Origin of the sequence: Saccharothrix sp. ALI-22-I, assembly GCF_001984175.1 — a bacterium.
Classification (GTDB): Bacteria; Actinomycetota; Actinomycetes; order Mycobacteriales; family Pseudonocardiaceae; genus Actinosynnema.
Genome location: NZ_MTQP01000061.1, coordinates 11,740 through 31,917, shown reverse-complemented (window position 1 = coordinate 31,917; position 20,178 = coordinate 11,740). Strand labels below are relative to the sequence as shown.

The following is a 20,178-nucleotide window of genomic DNA, read 5'->3' as shown; positions in this document are numbered from 1 at the left end:
CGCCTGACGGCTCCCGATAACGTTTTTCCGGGCCGGGCGGCGGGGCGGATCTCACGCGTTGGTAATCGTGTTCGGCAAATGCCGTTTCCCGGCGATGAGCAGACGGTGGAATGGTGTGGATAACGGCGCGGCGACTTGCGGACCGTATTCAGCCGAATTTACCGGGCCTGGTCCCGTCGAGGATTCGAGGAGATGACCTTATGGATGACCGTGGTGTGAACCGGGCCGTTGTGCTCGGCGGCAGCCTGGCCGGGCTGTTCGCCGCCCGCGTGCTGAGCGACGTCTACGACCAGGTCACCGTGGTCGATCGCGACCACCTGACCGGTCCCAACCTCCTGCGGCGCGGTCTGCCGCAGGGGCACCACCTGCACGGGCTGCTCTCGCGCGGCCAGCAGATCGTGGAGGAGCACTTCCCCGGCATCACCGAGGCGATGGTCGCGGAAGGCGCGCAGATCGGCGACGTCGCCGACGACGTCCGGTGGATCATCAACGGCAGGCGCCTCGCGCAGGTCGAGTCCGGGCTGGTCGCGCTGTGCGCCAGCCGGCCGTTCCTGGAGCGCCACGTGCGCGACCGGGTCCTGCTGCTGCCGAACGTCACGTTCGTGCAGCAGACGGACATCCTCCGGCTGGACCTGGCCGAGACCGGCAAGCGCGTGACCGGCGTGTGGATCATGCCCGACGGCGCCAACGAGACCCTGCTGCCCGCCGACCTGGTGATCGACACGTCCGGGCGCGGTTCGCGGACGCCGGTGTGGCTGGAGGAGTGGGGCTACGGCCGCGTCGAGGAGGAGAAGCACAAGATCGGGATGGGGTACACCACCCGGCACTGGCGCGTCCGGGACGAGGCGTTCGAGGGCAACATCTCCATCAACACGGTGGCGTCCGCCGGCGTGCCGCGCGGCGCGATCCTGCAGAAGATCGACGGCGACCGCGCGATCCTCACCGCCTACGGCATCCTGGGCGACCACCCCGGCATCGACCCGGACGGCGTGATGGCGTTCGTCAAGTCGCTGGCCGCGCCGGACATCCACGAAGTCCTGCAGACCGCCGAGCCGCTCGACGATCCGGTGGCCTACCGGTTCCCGACCAACCTGCGCCGGCACTACCAGCGGATGACAGACTTCCCGGCCGGCCTGCTGGTCATGGGCGACGCGGTGTGCAGCTTCAACCCCAGCTACGCGCAGGGCATGACGGTCTCGGCGATGGAGTCGCTGGTCCTCGGGCGGCACGTCGCCGTCGCCGGCGAGATCGACACCGCCGCCTACTTCGACGATCTAGCGACCGAGGCCGTCGACGGCTGCTGGGACATGGCCGTCGGCGCCGACCTCTCGTTCCCCGAGGTGGAGGGGGAGCGCACGCCGGAACTGGAGCACATCCACGAGTACGTCGCGCGGGTGCAGCACGCGGCCAGCTTCGACGACGAGGTCTCGCGCGTCTACGCGCGGGTCATCGGCGTGGTCGACCCGTTCGACGTGCTGCACGAGCCGGCCTTCGAAGCGCGCGTCCTCGAACTGACCGAGCAGGGGCGAGCGTGAAGATCAAGGCGAACGACCTGGTGTTCGACGTCGACGTGGCGGGCGCGGAGGACGGCGAGGCCGTGCTGCTGCTGCACGGTTTCCCGCACAACCGGCAGTCCTGGGCCGACGTCGTGCCGATCCTGCACGGGGCGGGGCTGCGCACGATCGCACCCGACCAGCGCGGCTACTCCGACGGCGCGCGGCCGACCGGGGTCGCCGCCTACGCGTTGCCGCACCTCGCCGCGGACGCCCTCGGCGTCCTCGACGCCCTGGGTGTGGCGAAGGCGCACGTCGTGGGGCACGACTGGGGCGCGGCGGTGGCTTGGTACCTGGGCGCCCGGCACCCCGACCGGGTGCACACGCTCACCGCGGTGGCCATCCCGCACCTGGACGCCTACCAGCACGCCTTCGAGGTGGACGAGGAGCAGCGGCACAGCTCGCAGTACGTCGACTTCCTGATGGCCGAGGACACCGCCGCGCACTTCCTGGCCGACGACGCCGCGGAGCTGTGGGCGTGGTTCCGGCAGGCGGGCGACGACGTGCTCACGCCCGAGCAGATCAGGCGTGACGTCGACACGCACCGCAGGCCGGGCGTGCTCCACGCCGCGCTGAACTGGTACCGGGCCAACAACCTGGTGGGCGAGCCGTTCCGCTTCGGCCCGGTGCCGGTGCCGACGACGCTGATCTGGAGCGTGCGGGACGTCGCCGTGAGCACCCTGGCCGCCGAGGACACCGCGAAGCACGTCACCGGGCCCTACAAGCTGGTGACGCTCCGGGAGACCTCGCACTGGCAACCGCAGCAGGCGCCGGACGTGGTCGCGGCGGAGATCATCGAACGCGTGGCCGGCCACCGCTACACCGTGACGGGAGTGTCATGACCGCCGAACGAGAACTGGCCGAGCCGTACCTGCTGGGCGTGCTCGCCACCGCGGGCCTCGACGTCGAGTACACCCGCGGCGAGGGCGACACCCTGTACTACGAACGGGACGGGCAGGAGGTCGCCGCGCTGGACTTCGTCGGCGGCTACGGGTCGACGTTGCTCGGGCACGGCAACACCGAGGTCGTCGAGCACGCCAGGGCGCTGCTCGCCGCGGGGACGCCGATCCACGCCCAGTTCTCCCGGCACTCCTACGCCAACGACGTGGCCGCCGAGCTGAACCGGATCGTCAAGCGCGAACTGGACGACGACGAGTCGTACTACGCGATCTTCGCCAACAGCGGCGCGGAGGCGATCGAGGCGGCCATGAAGCACGCCGAGTTCGAGCGGTTCGTCCGGGTGGGCACGCTGCGCGCCGAGGTCGAGGCGAACATCGCCGCGGCCACGGCGGCGGTGGACCGCGGCGAGGTCTCCGCGCCCGACCTCGCCGGGCAGGTCGCCGGCGTGGTCCGGCACAACGAGGAGCTGGCCGGCCGCTCGCCGGTGTACCTGGCGCCGATCGGCTCGTTCCACGGCAAGCTCGCGGGCAGCGTGCAGCTGACGTTCAACCCGGACTACCGCGCGGTGTTCCGGGCGATGGCCGCCCAGGCGCGGTTCGTGCCAGTGGACGTGCCGGGCGCGCTGCGCAAGGCGGTCGACGAGGAGCGGGTCGCCGCGCTGGACCTGGTCGTGGTCGACGGCGCGGTGCGGGTCGTCGAGCGGGACTTCCCGCTGTTCGTCGCCGCGGTCCTGGAGCCCATCCAGGGCGAGGGCGGCATCCACGAGCTGCCGCGCGAGTTCGTCGCCGACGTCCAGGCCGTCAGCGCCGAGCTGGGCATCCCGGTGATCGTCGACGAGATCCAGAGCGGCATGGGCCGGACCGGCAGGTTCCTGTCCAGCGCGCACCTGGGCCTGCGCGGCGACTACTTCGCCCTGGCCAAGAGCCTGGGCGGCGGTGTCGCCAAGGCCGCCGTGCTGCTCATCCGCGAGTCCCGCTACCTGCGGGACTTCGAGATGATGCACAGCTCGACGTTCGCCAAGGACAGCTTCTCCTGCCTGATCGCCAGGAAGACGCTGGAGATCCTGGAGCGCGACGACGGCGCGGTGTACCGGCTCGCCGCCGAGCGCGGCGGGAAGCTGCTGGACGTGCTGCGCGACGTGCGGGCGCGGTTCCCCGACGTGGTGAAGGACGTGCGCGGTCGGGGCCTCATGGCGGGCCTGGAGTTCCACGACCAGTCCGCGTCCGGGTCGCCCGAGCTGCGCGGCGTCGCGGGATCCGGGTTCTTCGGCTACTTCGTGGCCGGGTACCTGCTCCGCGAGCACGGCATCCGGCTGTTCCCGACCTCCAGCGCGGTCGACACGCTGCGATTCGAACCGTCGGTGTACGTGACCGACGAAGAACTGGAAAGGCTGCGGACCGCCCTGCTGGACACGTGCCGGTCCATTCACGAACTGGACGGCGCGAAGTTCGCTCCGATCGCCTGACACCGCAGGCCGCAGGGGGTGGGACCGCTTCGGCGGCCCACCCCCTGTTTTGTGCCGATGCGTGACTGATCGACTACGCTGCACGCGCGAGCCATCCTCGGTTAACACGCTGCGTGCCTTTCCGGTCACCGTCCACAACGGATTAGGGCGCAATTACCTGTCGATGATAATTGCCGTTGTAGCCTTCGGGTGCTCTCGGGTGAATCCTCTCCCCGAATTCGAATCCACGAAGGAAGAATGCCGCCATGACGGAGTTATCGCGTCGATTTTTCATGAAGGGTGTGGTGGCCGGTGGTGCGGCGCTCGCGGTTCCGGTGGTCGGCTGGGGCGCGGTCCCCGCGTCGGCCGCCGGCGACCTCGCCGCCAAGTCCGGCCTCGTCACCGTGCTGCCCGGCGACCCGCTGTACGCGAGCCTGACCGCGAGCGCGAACGGGCGCTGGGCGGGCACACCGGACTACGTGCTGCTCGCCGACCGCGCCGAGGAGGTGGTGCACGCGGTCAGCGAGGCCGTCGCGAGCGGCAAGAAGTTCGCCCCCCGCAGCGCCGGTCACTGCTACGAGGACTTCCACACCGCCGCCCCGGTCCGCGTCAACGTCAACACCTCGGCCATGAAGGCGATCCACCACGACTCGTCGATGCGCGCGATCGCGGTCGAGCCGGGCGTCACGGTGGGGGAGGTGTTCAAGGCGCTGTACGAGCGGTGGGGCACCACCATCCCGGCCGGCACCTGCCCGACGGTGACGATGGGCGGCCACATCGCCGGTGGCGGGTACGGCCCGCTGTCCCGCCTGCACGGCGCGACGGTCGACCACCTCTACGCCGTCGAGGTCGTCGTGGTCGACGCCGATGACACGGTGCGCAGGATCGTCGCCACCCGCGAGGCCCGCGACGCCAACCGCGACCTGTGGTGGGCGCACACCGGTGGCGGCGGCGGCAACTTCGGCGTGGTCACCAAGTACTGGTTCCGCTCGCCGAACGCGATCGGCAACGACCCCACCACCATGCTCCCGCGCGCACCCCGCGAACTGATCCTCTCCGAGGTCGCGTTCTCCTGGAACGGCATGACCGAGGCGGCGTTCTCCCTGCTGATCAAGAACTTCAGCCTGTGGCACGAGCAGCACTCGGCGGCGGGCACGCCGCACGCCAACCTGTTCGCGGCCATCAAGCCGCGGCACCGCTCGGCGGGCGAGTTCCTGCTGAGCAGCCAGGTCGTTGCGTCGGTCGCCGGCGCGGACCGGTTGCTGGACGACTTCCTCGCCGCGGTGGTCGCGGGCACCGGCCTGACCTACCGGGTCGACGTCCGCCGGCGGGTCGACTGGCTGCCGCACGTGCTCAGCTGGGCGGGCCTGGGCGGCTCCGGTTTCGAGGGCAAGGGGCGGTTCAAGGCCAAGTCGTCCTACGTCCGCCGGGCGCTCCCGGACGCCCAGCTCCAGGCGATGTGGCGCAACCTGACCGACCCGGCGTTCGACAACCCGGCCGGCATGGCCGAGATCGCCGGGTACGGCGGCGCGGCCAACCTGCCGAGCTCCGACGCGACGGCCCTGCCGCAGCGGGACTCCGTCATGAAGACGCTCTACCTCTCGCTCTGGGCCACGCCCCAAGAGGACGCGAAGAACCTCGCGTGGGTCCGGCGTTGGTACTCCGAGATGCACGCCTCGACGGGCGGTGTCCCCGGGCTGGGCGGCGTGAACGACGGCATGTTCATCAACTACCAGGACGCCGACCCGGTCGACCCGGCGCTGAACACGTCCGGTGTCGCCTGGCACAAGCTGTACTTCAAGGGCAACTACCCGCGGCTCCAGCAGGCCAAGAAGCGGTACGACCCGAACGACCACTTCACCCACCGGTTGGGCATCCGGCTGCCGTGACGCCGTGGCGGCGTGCCGCGGGCGATGTCAGGCCGCGGTGATCCGACGCCGCGGTGATCCGACGCCGGTGTGACCGGGACCTCGGGAGTGCCCAGGGCGACCCTGGCACTCCCGAGGTCCTCGTCACGCCGGTCGGTCCGTCCGTCAGAGGATGCTGAGGCCCGAGCCGCCGGAGGCGTCGATGTTCTGGCCGGTCACCCAGCGCGAGTCGTCCGAGGCGAGGAACGCGACCACTCCGGCCACGTCGTCCGGCTGGCCCACCCGGTTGAAGACCGAGTACGCAGCGGCGCCCTTCTTCAGCTCCGGGTCGGCGAGCCACGGGTGGATGTCGGTCTCGATGGTGCCGGGGGAGACCGTGTTGACCGTGATGCCGCGCGAACCGAGCGTCTGGGCCAGGGTCAGCGACAGCACCTCGATCGCGCCCTTGGACGCCGCGTACGCCGTCATCATCGGGAAGGCCACCTTGGTGACGCCCGAGGACATGAAGACGATGCGACCGCCGTCGCGCATCCGCTCCAGGCCGAGCTGGGTGACGAACAGCTGGGCCTTGACGTTGATGGCGAAGACCCGGTCGTACGCCTCCTCCGTCACCTCGTGGATGAGGCCGGCGCCCGCGATGCCCGCGCTGTTGACGATGATGTCCACGCCCGGCTCGCCGAACGCGGTCACCTGCTGGTCGAACGCCTCCCACAGGGCCGCCGCGTCACCGGGCTGCCCGAACTCGGCGCGGAAGGCGAACGCCCTGCCGCCGTCCCGCTCGATCGAGTCCACCGTCTCCTTCGCCGCGGCCTCGTTGCTGCCGTAGTGAACCGCGACCAGCGCTCCGTCCCTGCCGAACCGCTGGGCGATGGCCCGCCCGATGCCGCGGCTGCCTCCGGTCACCAGGGCCGTCTTACCGTTGAGCGCTCCCATGAAGGGATCTCCGATCTCTGATCTCGGGTGTTTCGACTACTCGCCAATAAATCTAGTCGCAGTTGTCGGGGGTCATACCATTCGATGGTAATCGGCTGCTAATCGGCTCGGGTAACCGAAACGCCCGGTGTCGGCCGGGCGGATGCCGGGGTCGGTATTCCCGGTTCGATCACCTGGGTTCCACCGCCGGGTAACGAACCGGAACGAGTAGTGGTGGATGCGGTTGTCGGCCGATGAGTGCGGACTGAGCCGGGTTCCGGTCCGGCACGGTTATGGTCGATTCATGTGGTCGCCCCAGGGGTGGCGGCCAGCGGTTTCCGGCAGCTTCCATATTGTGCAGAAAGGGTGACCGAACGCGATGACGACAAAGCGCGACAGGGTTGCGGACGAGCCGATCGCCGTCGTTGGACTATCCTGCCGACTCCCGTCGGCGGCAGATCCGGCAGCTTTGTGGCGGATGCTCTCCGGCGGTTCGAGCGCCATTGCGGACGCGCCCGGGGGCAGGTGGGACGAGAGTCGCGGCGACGGCGGACGCGGAATTCGGCGCGGCGCGTTCCTGGCCGAACCCGACGCGTTCGACGCGGATTTCTTCGGCATCTCGCCGCGCGAGGCCGCGGCGATGGACCCGCGGCAGCGGCTGGTGCTGGAGCTGGCCTGGGAGGCGCTGGAGGACGCGGGCATCCGCCCGGGAACGCTGCACGGCAGCCGCACGTCGGTGTTCGTCGGCACGCTCCGCGACGACTACGCCGGGCTCCTCGGCGACCGGGCGATCACGCAGCACACGATGACCGGCGTCAACCGCGGCGTCATCGCCAACCGGGTCTCCTACTTCCTCGGGCTGCGCGGCCCCAGTCTCACCGTCGACTCGGCGCAGTCGTCATCGCTGGTCGCGGTGCACCTCGCGGTCCAAAGCCTCCGGTCCGGCGAGTCCGACGCGGCCCTCGTCGCGGGCGTGCACCTCAACCTGTCCACCGAGGGCGCCCTCGCCACCGAGCGGTTCGGCGGGCTGTCCCCGGACGGCACCGCGTACGCCTTCGACGCCCGCGCCAACGGTTTCGTGCGCGGTGAGGGCGGCGGCGTGGTCCTGCTCAAGCCGCTGGCCGAGGCACTGGCGGCCGGCGATCGCGTGCACGGCGTCATCCTCGGCAGCGCGGTGAACAACGACGGCGCCACCGCCGGCCTCACCGTGCCCGGCCGGAACGGCCAGGAGCAGGTGTTGCGGGAGGCCCGCCTGCGGGCCGGCGTGAGCGTCGACGACGTCCAGTACGTGGAGGCGCACGGCACCGGCACCCCGGTCGGCGACCCCGTCGAGGCCGCCGCCCTGGGCGCGGCGCTCGGCGAGGGCCGGACCACGCCCCTGCGCATCGGGTCGGCCAAGACCAACGTCGGCCACCTGGAGGGCGCGGCCGGTCTGGTCGGCCTGCTCAAGGTGCTGCTCGCGCTGCGCCACCGGCGGTTGCCGCCGAGCCTGAACTTCGAGACGCCGAACCCGGCGATCGACTTCGCCGCGCTGAACCTCGCCGTGCAGCGGGACCTCACGCCGTGGCCGCACCCGGAGCGCCGGCTCGTCGCCGGCGTCAGCTCGTTCGGCATGGGCGGCACGAACGCGCACGTCGTGGTCGCCGAGGGCCCTATCACCGCCGAGCCCTCGCGCAAGCACCACAAGTCCGCGCTGCCGTGGGTCGTGTCGGCCAAGTCGGCGGAGGCGCTGCGCGCCCAGGCCGGACGACTGCGTGCCGCCGCCGCGGACCTCCACCCGCTCGACGTCGCCTACACGTTGGCCACCACCCGCACCGCGTTCGAGCACCGCGCGGTCGTGGTCGGAGAGGACCGTGCCGCGCTCCTGGCGGGCCTGGACAAGGTCGCCGCGGGACTGCCGTCCGCCGACGTGGTCACCGGGGAGGCCCGGAGCGGCCCCCTGGCCGTGGTCTTCACCGGCCAGGGCTCCCAACGCGCGGGCATGGGCCTGGAGCTGCACGCGGAGTTCCCGCGGTTCGCCGCCGCCTTCGACGAGGTCTGCTCGTACGTCGACCCGCTGCTGGACCGGCCGCTGCGCGAGGTGATCGCCACCGGCGACGGGCTGGACCGCACCGGGTACGCGCAGCCCGCCCTGTTCGCCGTCGAGGTCGCGCTCCACCGGCTGGTCGAGTCGTGGGGCGTGCGCCCCGACGTGGTCGCCGGCCACTCGATCGGCGAGGTGGCCGCCGCGCACGTCGCCGGGGTGCTGTCGCTGCCCGACGCGGCCACGCTCATCGCCACCCGCGGCCGGCTGATGCAGGCGCTGCCCGCGGGCTGCGCGATGGTGGCGATCCGCGCGACCGAGGCCGAGGTGCTGCCGGAGCTGGTCGACGACGCCTCCGTCGCCGCGGTCAACGGCCCGGACGCCGTCGTGATCGCGGGCGACGAGGACGCCGTGCTCGCCGTCGCCGCCGTGTTCGCCGCCCGGGGCAGGCCGACCAAGCGCTTGGCGGTCGGCCACGCGTTCCACACGTCGCGCATGGAGCCCGTGCTCGACGAGTTCCGCGCCGCGGTGTCCGGGCTGACCTTCCACGAACCCGCCGTCGACGCCGTCTCCACGGTCACCGGCGGCGTCACCACCGCCTGGGCCACCCCGGAGTACTGGGTGGAGCAGGTGCGCCGCCCGGTGCGGTTCCTCGAGGCCGCCCGGACGCTGGAGTCGCTCGGTGTGCGCACCGTGCTGGAGCTCGGGCCGGACGGCGTGTGCGCGACGATGGTCGCCGACTCGGTGCTCGACCCGGCCGCGGTGCGCGCGGTGCCCGCACTGCGCAAGGGCCGCCCCGAGGTGAAGTCGCTGCTGACCGCGCTCGCCGCCGTGCACGTGCGCGGCGGGCCGGTCGAGTGGGGCGCGGCGCACGTCGACGCCGGAGCCGAGCGGGTGGACCTGCCGACCTACGCGTTCCAGCGGGAGCGGTACCGGCCGTCCTCCGCCGAGCCGGCCACGCCGCCGTTCCGCGCGCCGCCGGTGCCTGCCGTGCCCGCGACGCCCGCGCCCCGGACGCCCGCCGACCGCGACCTCGCCGGACTCGTCGTCACGCACATCGCCACCGTCCTGGGCCACGACGACCACCGGAAGGTCGACCTGCGGCGCACGTTCGGCGACCTCGGGTTCGACTCGCTGATGGGCGTGGAGCTGCGGGACGCGCTGGCCGCCGCCACCGCCCGGCGGCTGCCCGGCGGCCTGCTGTTCGACCACCCGACCCCGGCGGCGTTGATCGGGTTCCTGGCCGGCTCCGACCCGGACGACGAGGACGACGTGGCGGTCGCCGCCGCCGACGAGCCGATCGCCGTCGTGGGCGTGGCCTGCCGCTACCCCGGCGGTGTGACCGGGCCCGACGACCTGTGGCGGCTCGTCGAGTCGGGCGGCGACGCGATCACCGGGTTCCCCACCGACCGCGCGTGGGACGAGGACCTGTTCGACGCCGACGCGAGCCGCAGCGGCCGGAGCTACGTCCGGCACGGCGGCTTCCTGCACGACGCGGCCGAGTTCGACGCCGCCTTCTTCGGCATTACGCCGCGCGAGGCGCTCGGCATGGACCCGCAGCAGCGACTGCTGCTGGAGACCGCCTGGGAGGGCCTGGAGCGCGCCGGGCTGGACCCGACGTCGTTGCGCGGCACCCGCACCGGCGTGTTCGTCGGCAGCACCGCGATGGACTACGGCCCCCGCATGCACGAGGCCGCCGAAGGCGTGGCCGGCTACCTGCTCACCGGCACCACGCCGAGCGTGATGTCCGGTCGCATCGCCTACCAGCTCGGTCTGGTCGGCCCGGCGCTCAGCGTGGACACCGCGTGCTCGTCGTCGCTGGTGGCGCTGCACCTGGCGGTGCGGTCGCTGCGCTCGGGCGAGTCGACGCTGGCGATCGCGGGCGGTGCGACGGTCATGGCGAACCCCGGCATGTTCGTGGAGTTCTCCCGGCAGCGCGGCCTGTCGACCGACGGCCGGTGCAAGTCCTTCGCCGCCGCCGCCGACGGCACGGCGTGGGCCGAGGGCGTCGGCCTGCTGGTCGTCGAACGGCTGTCCGACGCCCGCCGCAACGGGCACGAGGTGCTGGCCGTCGTCCGCGGCACGGCGGTCAACCAGGACGGCGCGTCCAACGGCCTCACCGCGCCGAACGGTCCGTCGCAGCGCCGGGTCATCAGGCAGGCGCTGGCCGACGCCGGCCTGCGTCCGGCCGACGTGGACGCCGTGGAGGCGCACGGGACCGGCACACCGCTCGGCGACCCGATCGAGGCGGAGGCGCTGCTGGCGACCTACGGCCAGGATCGCGGGTCGCCGCTGTACCTGGGTTCGCTGAAGTCCAACATCGGGCACGCGCAGGCCGCGGCCGGCGTCGGCGGGCTGATCAAGATGATCGAGGCGATGCGGCACGGCGTGCTGCCCAGGACGCTGCACGTGGACGAGCCGACGCCGCAGGTGGACTGGTTGGCGGGCGCGGTGGAACTGCTCACCGAGGCCCGCGCGTGGCCGGAGACGGGCCGTCCCCGCCGTGCCGCCGTGTCGGCGTTCGGCATCAGCGGCACGAACGCGCACGTGGTCATCGAGCAGGCGCCCGCCGGGACCGGACCGGCGACGCCGCACCGGCCGGTGGCCGAACCCGTGCCGTGGGTCGTGTCCGGTCGGGACGGCGTGGCGCTGCGCGCCCAGGCCGAGCGGCTGAGGTCGTTCGTCGTCGGGCGACCGGAGCTGTCCCCGGCCGAGGTCGGCCGTTCCCTGGCCGCCCGCACGGCCTTCCCCGCACGGGCCGTGGTGTTCGGCCGCGACGCGGCCGACTTCGCGACCGGGCTGGCCGCCGTGCGGGACGCCGCCGAGGCGCCCGGCGTCGCGGTGGCCACGGCGGCGGCACCGGGCAGGACGGCGTTCCTGTTCACCGGCCAGGGCGCGCAGCGCGTAGGCATGGGCCGCGAGCTGTACGAGACCTCGCCGGTGTTCGCCGCCGCGCTGGACGAGGTGTTCGGCGCGTTCGACGCGCACCTCGACCGACCGCTGCGCGACGTCGTCTTCGGCGAGGGCGACGCGCTCCACGAGACCCGCTTCACCCAGCCGGCCCTGTTCGCCGTCGAGGTGGCGCTGTACCGGCTGGCCGGGCACCACGGCCTCACCCCGGACCTGGTGGCGGGTCACTCGATCGGTGAACTGGTTGCCGCCCACGTCGCCGGTGTCCTCTCCCTGGCCGACGCCGCCACCCTGGTCGCCGCACGCGGGCGGCTGATGCAGCAGGCGCGGCCCGGCGGTGTGATGGTCGCCGTCGAGGCGACCGCCGAGGAGGCTTCGGAGTCGCTGGCCGGGCACGAGGACCGGGCCTCCGTCGCCGCGGTGAACGGCCCCACCTCCGTGGTGCTCGCCGGCGACGCCGACGTGGTCGGGGCGATCGCCGCCACCTGGGCGGAACGCGGCCGGCGCACGCGCGCGCTCCGCGTCAGCCACGCGTTCCACTCTCCGCACATGGACGGGGTGCTGGCCGAGTTCCGCGCGGTCGCCGAGACCGTCGAGTACCGCGAGCCGGTCGTCCCCATCGTCTCCACGCTCACCGGCGACCTCGCCAACGTGCGCTCGGCCGACCACTGGGGCCGCCACGTCCGCGGCACGGTGCGCTTCCTGGACGCCGTCCGCTTCCTGGAGGCCGAGGGCGCGACGGTGTTCGTCGAGATCGGCCCCGACCCGGTGCTGACCGCGATGGCACGCGATTCGCTGACCGACGCGGCGGTCGTCGTGCCGCTGCTGCGCTCGGGCCGACCCGAGGCCGCGACGTTCCACACGGGCCTGGCCACCGCGTTCGCGCACGGCTCCGCAGCGCACCTCCGGACCTTCTTCGGGACGGGGCCGCGGGTGGCGCTGCCGACCTACGCCTTCCAGCGCAGCCGCTTCTGGCTCGCCGCGCCCCCGCGCCGCGCCGACCCCGGTCACCCGCTGCTCACCGCGTCCGTGGCACTCGCCGACCGCGATGAGGTCGTGCTCACCGGCCGGATCTCGGCCCGCGAGCACCCGTGGCTAGCCAACCACCGCATCGGCGGGTCGGTGCTGCTGCCCGGCACCGCGTTCCTGGAGCTGGCGCTGGCCGCCGGCGAGCGGGTCGGCGCGGACCTGGTCGAGGAGTTGGTGCTGGAGTCACCGCTGGTGCTCGACGAACCGGTGACCGTCCAGGTCGCGCTGGGCGAGTCGACCGGCGCCGGCCGGCCGTTCGCGGTGCACTCGCGCGGCGACGCCGCGACCGGGTGGACGCGGCACGCGTCCGGTCACCTCGGCTCGGGCACGACGGCGGGGGAGGACCTCGTCGAGTGGCCGCCCGCCGGCGCCGTGGAGCAGCCGCTGGACGACGTCTACGACCGGCTCGCCGACCTGGGCTACGAGTACGGCCCGGCGTTCCAGGGCCTGACCGCGTGCTGGCGCGCCGGTGACGACCTGCTGGCCGAGGTGGTGCTGCCCGCCGAGGAGTCGGCGTTCGGCCTGCACCCGGCCCTGCTGGACGCCGTGCTGCACCCGCTGGTGCTCGCGGCGGCGGAGCACGGCGCGGCCGACGAGATCCGGCTGCCCTACTCGTGGAGCCGGGTCGCCCTGCACACCGGCGGCGCCACCGCGTTGCGGGCCAGGCTGTCGCCGACCGGTCCGGACACCGTCGCGATCACCCTCGCCGACCGGGACGGCGCGGCCGTCGCGACGATCGGCGAACTGACCCTGCGGCCGGTGGCCAGGGACCGGCTGGGAGCGGGAGACCCGCTGTTCACCCTGCGCTGGCCGAAGGTCGGGCATCCCGTGCCGGGGTCCCTCGACGACTTGGACGTCGTCGTCTTCCCCACGGTCGGCACCGACGCCGCCGCCGCGCACACCGCCACCCACCGCGCCGCCGAGGCCGTGCGGGAGTGGCTGGAGCGGGCCGACGCGCGCGACCGGCTGGTCCTGGTCACCCGCGGCGCGGTCGCGGTGCTGCCCGACGAGGGCGTCGCCGACCTGGCGAACGCCCCGGTGTGGGGCTTCGGCCGGGTCGCGCAGGCCGAGCACCCCGGCCGGGTCGTGCTGCTGGACGTCCCCACCGACGACCACCCCGACCGCTGGCTGCCGCTCGTGGCGGGCTCCACCGAACCGCAACTGGCCGTGCGCGGCGACGACCTGCACACCCCGCGCCTGACCAGGATCCCGCCCGGCCGGCCGGGCACCCTCGACCCGGCGGGCACCGTCCTGGTCACCGGCGGCACCAGCGGGCTCGGCGCGCTGTTCGCCCGGCACCTGGTGACCCGGCACGGCGCCCGCAGGCTCGTGCTCGCGGGCCGGCGGGGCCCGCGGACACCCGGCATCGCCACGCTCGTCGCCGAACTCACCGCGCTCGGCGCGAGCGTGCGCGTGGTGGCGGCCGACGCGGCGGACCCCGCCGCGCTCGGCGCGCTGCTGGCCGACATCCCACCGGCCCACCCGCTCACCGCCGTGGTGCACACCGCGGGCGTGCTGGCCGACGCCACCGTGCGGTCCCTCACCGCCGAGCAGATCGACCGGGTGCTCACGCCCAAGGTGGACGCCGCCCGGCTGCTGCACGAGCTGACGAAGGACCTGCCGCTCGCCGCGTTCGTGCTGTTCTCGTCCATCTCCGGTGTGATCGGCACGGCCGGTCAGGCGAACTACGCCGCGGCCAACACCTACCTCGACGCGCTCGCCGCGCACCGCCGCTCCCTCGGCCTGCCCGCCACCTCGCTGGCGTGGGGCCTGTGGGACGGCACGACCGGCATGGGCGGCGCGCTCACCGAGGCCGACGTGGCCCGGTGGGCCCGGCTGGGCGTCGTGCCGCTGACGCCCGCGCGGGGCACCGCCCTGTTCGACGCGGCGCTGGGCACCGACGAGGCACTGCTGGTGCCCGCCCGGCTCGACCTCGCCGCGCTGCGGGCCGACCCGCCCGCCGTCGCCCGCGACCTGGTGCCCGCCCGACCGGGGCGTGCGGCGCGGCCGGAGTCCTCCTGGGCGCGGCGGATCGCCGCGCTGCCCGAGGCCGAACGGCCGGACGTGGTGCTGGACCTGGTCCGCACCCTCGGCGCGGCGGCCGTCGGCCACTCCGACGCCGCCGGGATCGACCCGGCCAAGGCGTTCCGCGAGCAGGGCTTCGACTCGCTGGCCGGGGTGGAGCTGCGCAACCGGCTCATCGCCGCGACCGGGGTGCGGCTGTCCGCCACGGTGGTGTTCGACCACCCGTCGCCCGCCGCGCTGGCCGCGCACGTGCACCGGCAGGTGTCCGGCGCGGATCGGCCCACCGCCGGGGCGACCGCGGAGGTCCGCGCCGACGAACCGATCGCCGTCGTCGGCATGGCCTGCCGCTACCCCGGCGACGTCCGGTCGCCGGAAGACCTGTGGCGGCTGGTGGCGGACGGCGTCGACGGCATCACCGGTTTCCCGACCAACCGCGGCTGGGACCTCGACGGGCTCTACGACCCCGACCCCGGGCACACCGGCACCAGCTACGCCCGGCACGGCGGCTTCCTGCACGACGCGGACCTGTTCGACCGCGAGTTCTTCGGGATGTCGCCGCGCGACGCCACGGCCACCGACCCGCAGCAGCGAATGCTGCTGGAGACCGCCTGGGAGACCTTCGAGTCCGCCGCCATCGACCCGGCGACGCTGCGCGGCTCCCGCACCGGTGTGTTCGCCGGCGTGATGTACGACGACTACGCCTCACGGCTGTCCACCGTGCCCGCCGAGTACGAAGGCCTCCTGCTGGCCGGCAACCTGTCCAGCGTCGTGTCGGGCCGGCTGTCCTACTTCTACGGCCTGGAAGGGCCCGCCGTCACCGTGGACACCGCGTGCTCGTCGTCCCTGGTGGCGCTGCACCTGGCGGCACAGGCGCTGCGCCAGGGCGAGTGCGACCTGGCGCTGGCGGGCGGCGTCACCGTGATGGCCGGGCCGAACACGTTCGTCGAGTTCTCGCGGCAGCGCGGCCTGTCCGCCGACGGCCGGTGCAAGTCGTTCGCCGCCGACGCGGACGGCACCGGCTGGTCCGAGGGCGTGGGCCTGCTGCTGGTCGAACGGCTGTCCGACGCCCGCCGCAACGGCCACCGCGTGCTTGCCGTCGTGCGGGGGAGTGCGGTCAACCAGGACGGTGCGTCCAACGGTTTGACCGCGCCGAATGGTCCGTCGCAGGAGCGGGTGATCCGTGCGGCGTTGGCCGTCGCCGGTCTGCGTCCGTCGGAGGTGGACGCGGTGGAGGCACACGGCACGGGCACGGTGCTCGGTGATCCGATCGAGGCGCAGGCGTTGTTGGCGACCTACGGCCAAGACCGTGAGGTCCCGCTGTATCTGGGGTCGTTGAAGTCGAACATCGGTCATGCACAGGCTGCGGCCGGTGTGGGTGGCGTGATCAAGATGATCGAGGCCATGCGGCACGGCGTCCTGCCCATGACCCTCCACGCCGAGCAGCGCTCGCCGCACGTCGACTGGGCTTCCGGAGCCGTGGAGCTGCTGACGGAGTCGCGCGAGTGGCCGATGGCGGACCGCCCACGACGGGCGGGCGTGTCGTCGTTCGGCATCAGCGGCACCAACGCGCACGTCATCATCGAGCAGCCACCGGTCGAGCGCCCGCCCGACCGCGAGCCGGTCGACGCGCCGGTGGCGTGGCTGCTGTCGGCCAAGGACGGGGCGAGCCTGCGGGCGCAAGCCGCGCGGCTGCGCCGGATGGCCTCGGCCGATCCCGCACCGGAACCGGTGGACGTCGGTTTCTCGCTGGCCACCGGTCGGGCGGTGCTCGACCACCGGGCCGCGGTCGTCGGCGACCGGGACGGGCTGCTGCACGCCTTGGACGTGCTCGCCGAGGGCGGGTCGACGCCGGCGGTGCTGCGCGGCGACGGGCCGCGGCCGGGCAAGGTCGCGTTCCTGTTCACCGGCCAGGGCAGCCAGCGGCTCGGCATGGGCCGCGAGCTGTACGAGACCTCGCCGGTGTTCGCCGCCGCGCTGGACGAGGTGTGCGGGCACCTGGACCCGGTCCTGGACCGCCCGCTGAAGGACGTGCTGTTCGCGCCGCCGGGCTCGGCGGACTCGGCGCTGCTGGACCAGACGTCGTTCGCGCAGGCCGCGTTGTTCGCCGTGGAGACCGCGCTGTACCGGCTTGTCGAGTGGTACGGCGTGCGGCCGGACCACCTGCTCGGCCACTCGATCGGCGAGGTCGTCGCCGCACACGTGGCGGGCGTGTTCGACCTGGCGGACGCCGCCGGGCTCGTCGCGGCCCGCGGCCGGCTCATGCAGGCCGCCCGGGACGGCGGCGCGATGGCCGCGATCGAGGCCGACGAGGACGAGGTGACCGCCTCCCTGGCCGGACGTGGCGACACGGTCGTGATCTCGGGCGTGAACGGCCCGACGTCCACGGTCGTCTCCGGCGACGAGGACGCCGTCGAGGAGGTCTCGGCGGGCTGGCGGGCCGCGGGGCGCAAGGTCAAGCGCCTGGCGGTGAGCCACGCGTTCCACTCCCCGCACATGGACGGCGTGCTGGACGACTTCCGCGCCGCCCTCGCCGGGACGACCTTCCACGAGCCGCGAATCCCGGTCGTGTCCAACGTGACCGGCGAGCAGGCCAAACCCGAGCAGCTCATGTCACCCGACTACTGGGTCGGGCACGTGCGGGCGGCCGTGCGGTTCCTGGACGGCGTGCGGTTCCTGGAATCCCAGGGCGTCACCGACTACCTGGAGATCGGGCCGGACGGCGTGCTGTCCGCGCTGACCCGTCAGGCCGCCACCCGGCTGGTGGGCGCCGTCGCGCCCGTGCTGCGCTCGCGCCGCCCGGAGGCGTCGACCGTGTTGGCCGCGATCACCGCCTTGCACGTGCGCGGCCACCCGGCCGACCCGGTGCGGCTGTTCCCCGGCGGTCGACGGGTCGACCTGCCCAGCTACCCGTTCCGCGGCGAGCGCCACTGGCTGGACGCGCCCGCCACTCCGGCTGACGCGACCGGCCTCGGCCTGACCCGCGCCGAGCACCCGCTGCTCGGCGCGGTGATCGACCTGGTCGACCGGGACGAGCTGGTGTTCACCGCGCGGCTGTCCCAGCGCACCCACCCGTGGTTGGCGGACCACGCGGTGCGCGGCTCGGTCCTCCTACCCGGCACGGGGTTCGTGGAGATGGTGCTCCGGGCGGGCGAGCAGACCGGGTGCGCGGAGGTGGTGGAGTTGACCCTCACCGCGCCGCTGGTGCTGCCCGAACGCGGTGGCGTCCAGGTGCAGCTGACGGTCGGCGCGCCCGACGCCGCCGGTCGCCGGGAGGCCCGGGTCCACTCGCGGGTGGACGAGGACGAACCCTGGACCTCGCACGCGACCGCCGTGCTGGCGCCGACCGGCGGCCCGGCCGCCGAGGGCCTCGCGCAGTGGCCGCCCTCCGCGTCCGAAGTGGACATCGACGGCGCCTACGACCGACTGCGGGAGCACGGCTACGACTACGGCCCCGCGTTCCGGTGCCTGCGCCGGGTGTGGCGGGCTGCGGACGTGCTGTTCGCCGAGGTCGAGCTGCCCGAGGACCGCGGCGGTGACGCGTTCGTCCTGCACCCGGCCCTGCTGGACGGCGCGCTGCACGCCCTGCTGCCCGGTGTCGCGGTCGAGGGCGGACCCGCCTGGCTGCCGTTCGCCTGGAGCGGCGTGCGGGTGACCGCCCCCGGCGCCGCGGCGCTGCGGGTCCGGCTGTCGATCACCGCGTCGGACGAGGACTCGCAGACCGTGTCGCTAGTGGTGGCGGACGGGCTCGGCGCACCGGTCGCGGCTGTCGACTCGTTGGTGCTGCGCCCGGTCTCGGCGACCGCGCGGGCCTTGGACGGTCTCTTCGCGCCCGGCTGGGCGGCCCCGGCGGACCTGTCGGTGTCCGGTGCGGAGGTGACCGTCGAACGGGTCCCGTCGGGGACACCGGGCGAGGTCGTGCACGCCGTGCTCGGCACGCTCCGGCGGTGGCTGGCCGAGGAGTCCGGGCAACTCGCCGTGGTGCTGCGCTCCGCCGACCTCGCGCACGCCGGCGTGCGCGGCCTGGTGCGGACCGCGCAGACCGAGAACCCCGGCCGCTTCGTGCTGGCCGAGACCGACGACGACCCCCGCTCGGCGGCGCTGCTGGACGCGGCGCTGCGCCTCGGCGAGCCGCAGGTGGCCGTCCGCGGTGGGGAAGTGCTCGTGCCGCGACTGGCGCGCGCCGGCGGCGAGCCGGGCGAGGTGCCGGACTGGAACCGCGGCACGGTGCTGATCACCGGCGGCACCGGCGCGTTGGGCGCGGTGCTGGCCCGGCACCTCGTGGTGGAGCACGGCGCCACCGACCTGCTGCTCATCAGCAGGCGCGGCGCGGCTGCGCCGGGCGCGGCGGAACTCACCGCCGAGTTGACCGCGTTGGGCGCGGCGGTCGACGTGGTCGCCTGCGACGTCACCGACCGGGACGCGCTGAGCGCCGCGATCGGTGACCGCAGGCTCGGCGCGGTCGTGCACACCGCCGGCGTCACCGACGACGGCGTGTTCACCGCGCTGGACGCCGAGCAGGTCGACCGGGTGCTGCGGCCCAAGGTGGACGCTGCTTGGAACCTGCACGAGCTCACGGCGGACCTCGACCTGTCCGCGTTCGTCCTGTACTCGTCGGTCGCGGGTCTGCTCGGCACCGCCGGTCAGGCCAACTACGCCGCCGCCAACACCTGGCTGGACGGCCTGGCCGTGCACCGGCGGGCGCTGGGCCTGCCCGGCACGTCGTTGGCCTGGGGCCTGTGGGCGCAGGCGAGTGGGCTGAGCGGTCACCTGGCCGACGTGGACCTGCGCCGACTGGCCCGGTCCGGGCTCGAACCGCTGGCGACCGCGGAGGCGATGGCGCTGTTCGACGCGGCGCTCGCGCTGCCCGAGCCGGTGGTGGCGGTGACCAGGTTGGACCCGGCGGCGCTGCGCGCCCTGGGCGACGAGCAGCCGGTGCTGCTGCGCGGCCTGGTGCGGGTGCGGGCACCGGCGGCCGGCACGGAAGCCACCGGGACCGAACCCGCGCTGCGCCTGGCGGGCCTGGACCGGGGCGGGCGGCAGCGGGTGTTGACCGATCTGGTGCGCTCGGAGGTCGCCGCGGTGCTCGGGCACACCGCCGCGGGCGCGGTCGACACCGAGCGGGCGTTCCAGGAGCTGGGGTTCGACTCGCTGACCGCCGTGGAGCTGCGCAACCGGCTCGCTGCGGCGACCGGGCTGCGGCTGCCGACCACGTTGGTGTTCGACCACCCGTCGCCCGCCGCGCTGGCCGTGCACCTGCACGACCTGCTCGCCGTGGCCGACGAGCCCGACGTGCTGGCCGACCTGGACCGGCTGCGCACCACCATCCGCTCCACCACCGACGACGCGGAGCGCTCCGGCGCCATCGCCGACCGGCTGCGCGAACTGCTCGACCTCGTCACGGGCGACACCCGCGACGACGGGGACGACCTCGAACTGGCCAGCGACGACGACTTGTTCGCGCTGGTCGACGAGCTCGACTGATCGTGGCCCGACCGCACACTACTGGGGAGCGAG

Annotated in this window: 6 protein-coding genes; 5 read left to right on the top strand and 1 reads right to left on the bottom strand. The window is 73.8% G+C overall.

Annotated features, from left to right (window positions below):
* Positions 1–200: 200 nt before the first annotated feature.
* The 4 genes from ALI22I_RS20720 to ALI22I_RS20705 all read left to right on the top strand — a co-directional run bounded on the left by ALI22I_RS20720 (position 201) and on the right by ALI22I_RS20705 (position 5,786).
* The gene (locus ALI22I_RS20720) at positions 201–1,535 is read left to right on the top strand and encodes an FAD-dependent oxidoreductase (RefSeq protein WP_077007200.1); all 1,335 of its coding nucleotides are present in this window, start codon (positions 201–203) and stop codon (positions 1,533–1,535) included.
* Complete coding sequence (locus ALI22I_RS20715; protein ID WP_077007199.1) at positions 1,532–2,395, top strand: alpha/beta fold hydrolase; 864 nt, start codon at positions 1,532–1,534, stop codon at positions 2,393–2,395. Before ALI22I_RS20720 ends, ALI22I_RS20715 begins: the two co-directional genes overlap by 4 nt.
* Positions 2,392–3,918, top strand: a complete 1,527-nt coding sequence (locus ALI22I_RS20710) for an aspartate aminotransferase family protein (RefSeq protein WP_077007198.1) — start codon at positions 2,392–2,394, stop codon at positions 3,916–3,918. Before ALI22I_RS20715 ends, ALI22I_RS20710 begins: the two co-directional genes overlap by 4 nt.
* Before the next feature lie 245 nt (positions 3,919–4,163).
* Entirely contained in the window at positions 4,164–5,786 is a 1,623-nt protein-coding gene (locus tag ALI22I_RS20705) for an FAD-binding protein (RefSeq protein WP_077007197.1), read from the top strand.
* Positions 5,787–5,930: 144 nt separating this feature from the next.
* On the opposite strand, the gene ALI22I_RS20700 is transcribed toward ALI22I_RS20705, so the two are convergent.
* The gene (locus tag ALI22I_RS20700; RefSeq protein WP_077007196.1) at positions 5,931–6,698 is read right to left on the bottom strand and encodes an SDR family oxidoreductase; all 768 of its coding nucleotides are present in this window, start codon (positions 6,696–6,698) and stop codon (positions 5,931–5,933) included.
* A 358-nt stretch (positions 6,699–7,056) separates the two neighbouring features.
* On the opposite strand from ALI22I_RS20700, the gene ALI22I_RS20695 reads away from it, so the two are divergent.
* Positions 7,057–20,145 carry a type I polyketide synthase gene (locus tag ALI22I_RS20695; RefSeq protein WP_077007195.1) on the top strand — a complete coding sequence of 4,363 codons (13,089 nt, stop codon included), beginning with the start codon at positions 7,057–7,059 and terminating at the stop codon, positions 20,143–20,145.
* Positions 20,146–20,178: the final 33 nt, after the last annotated feature.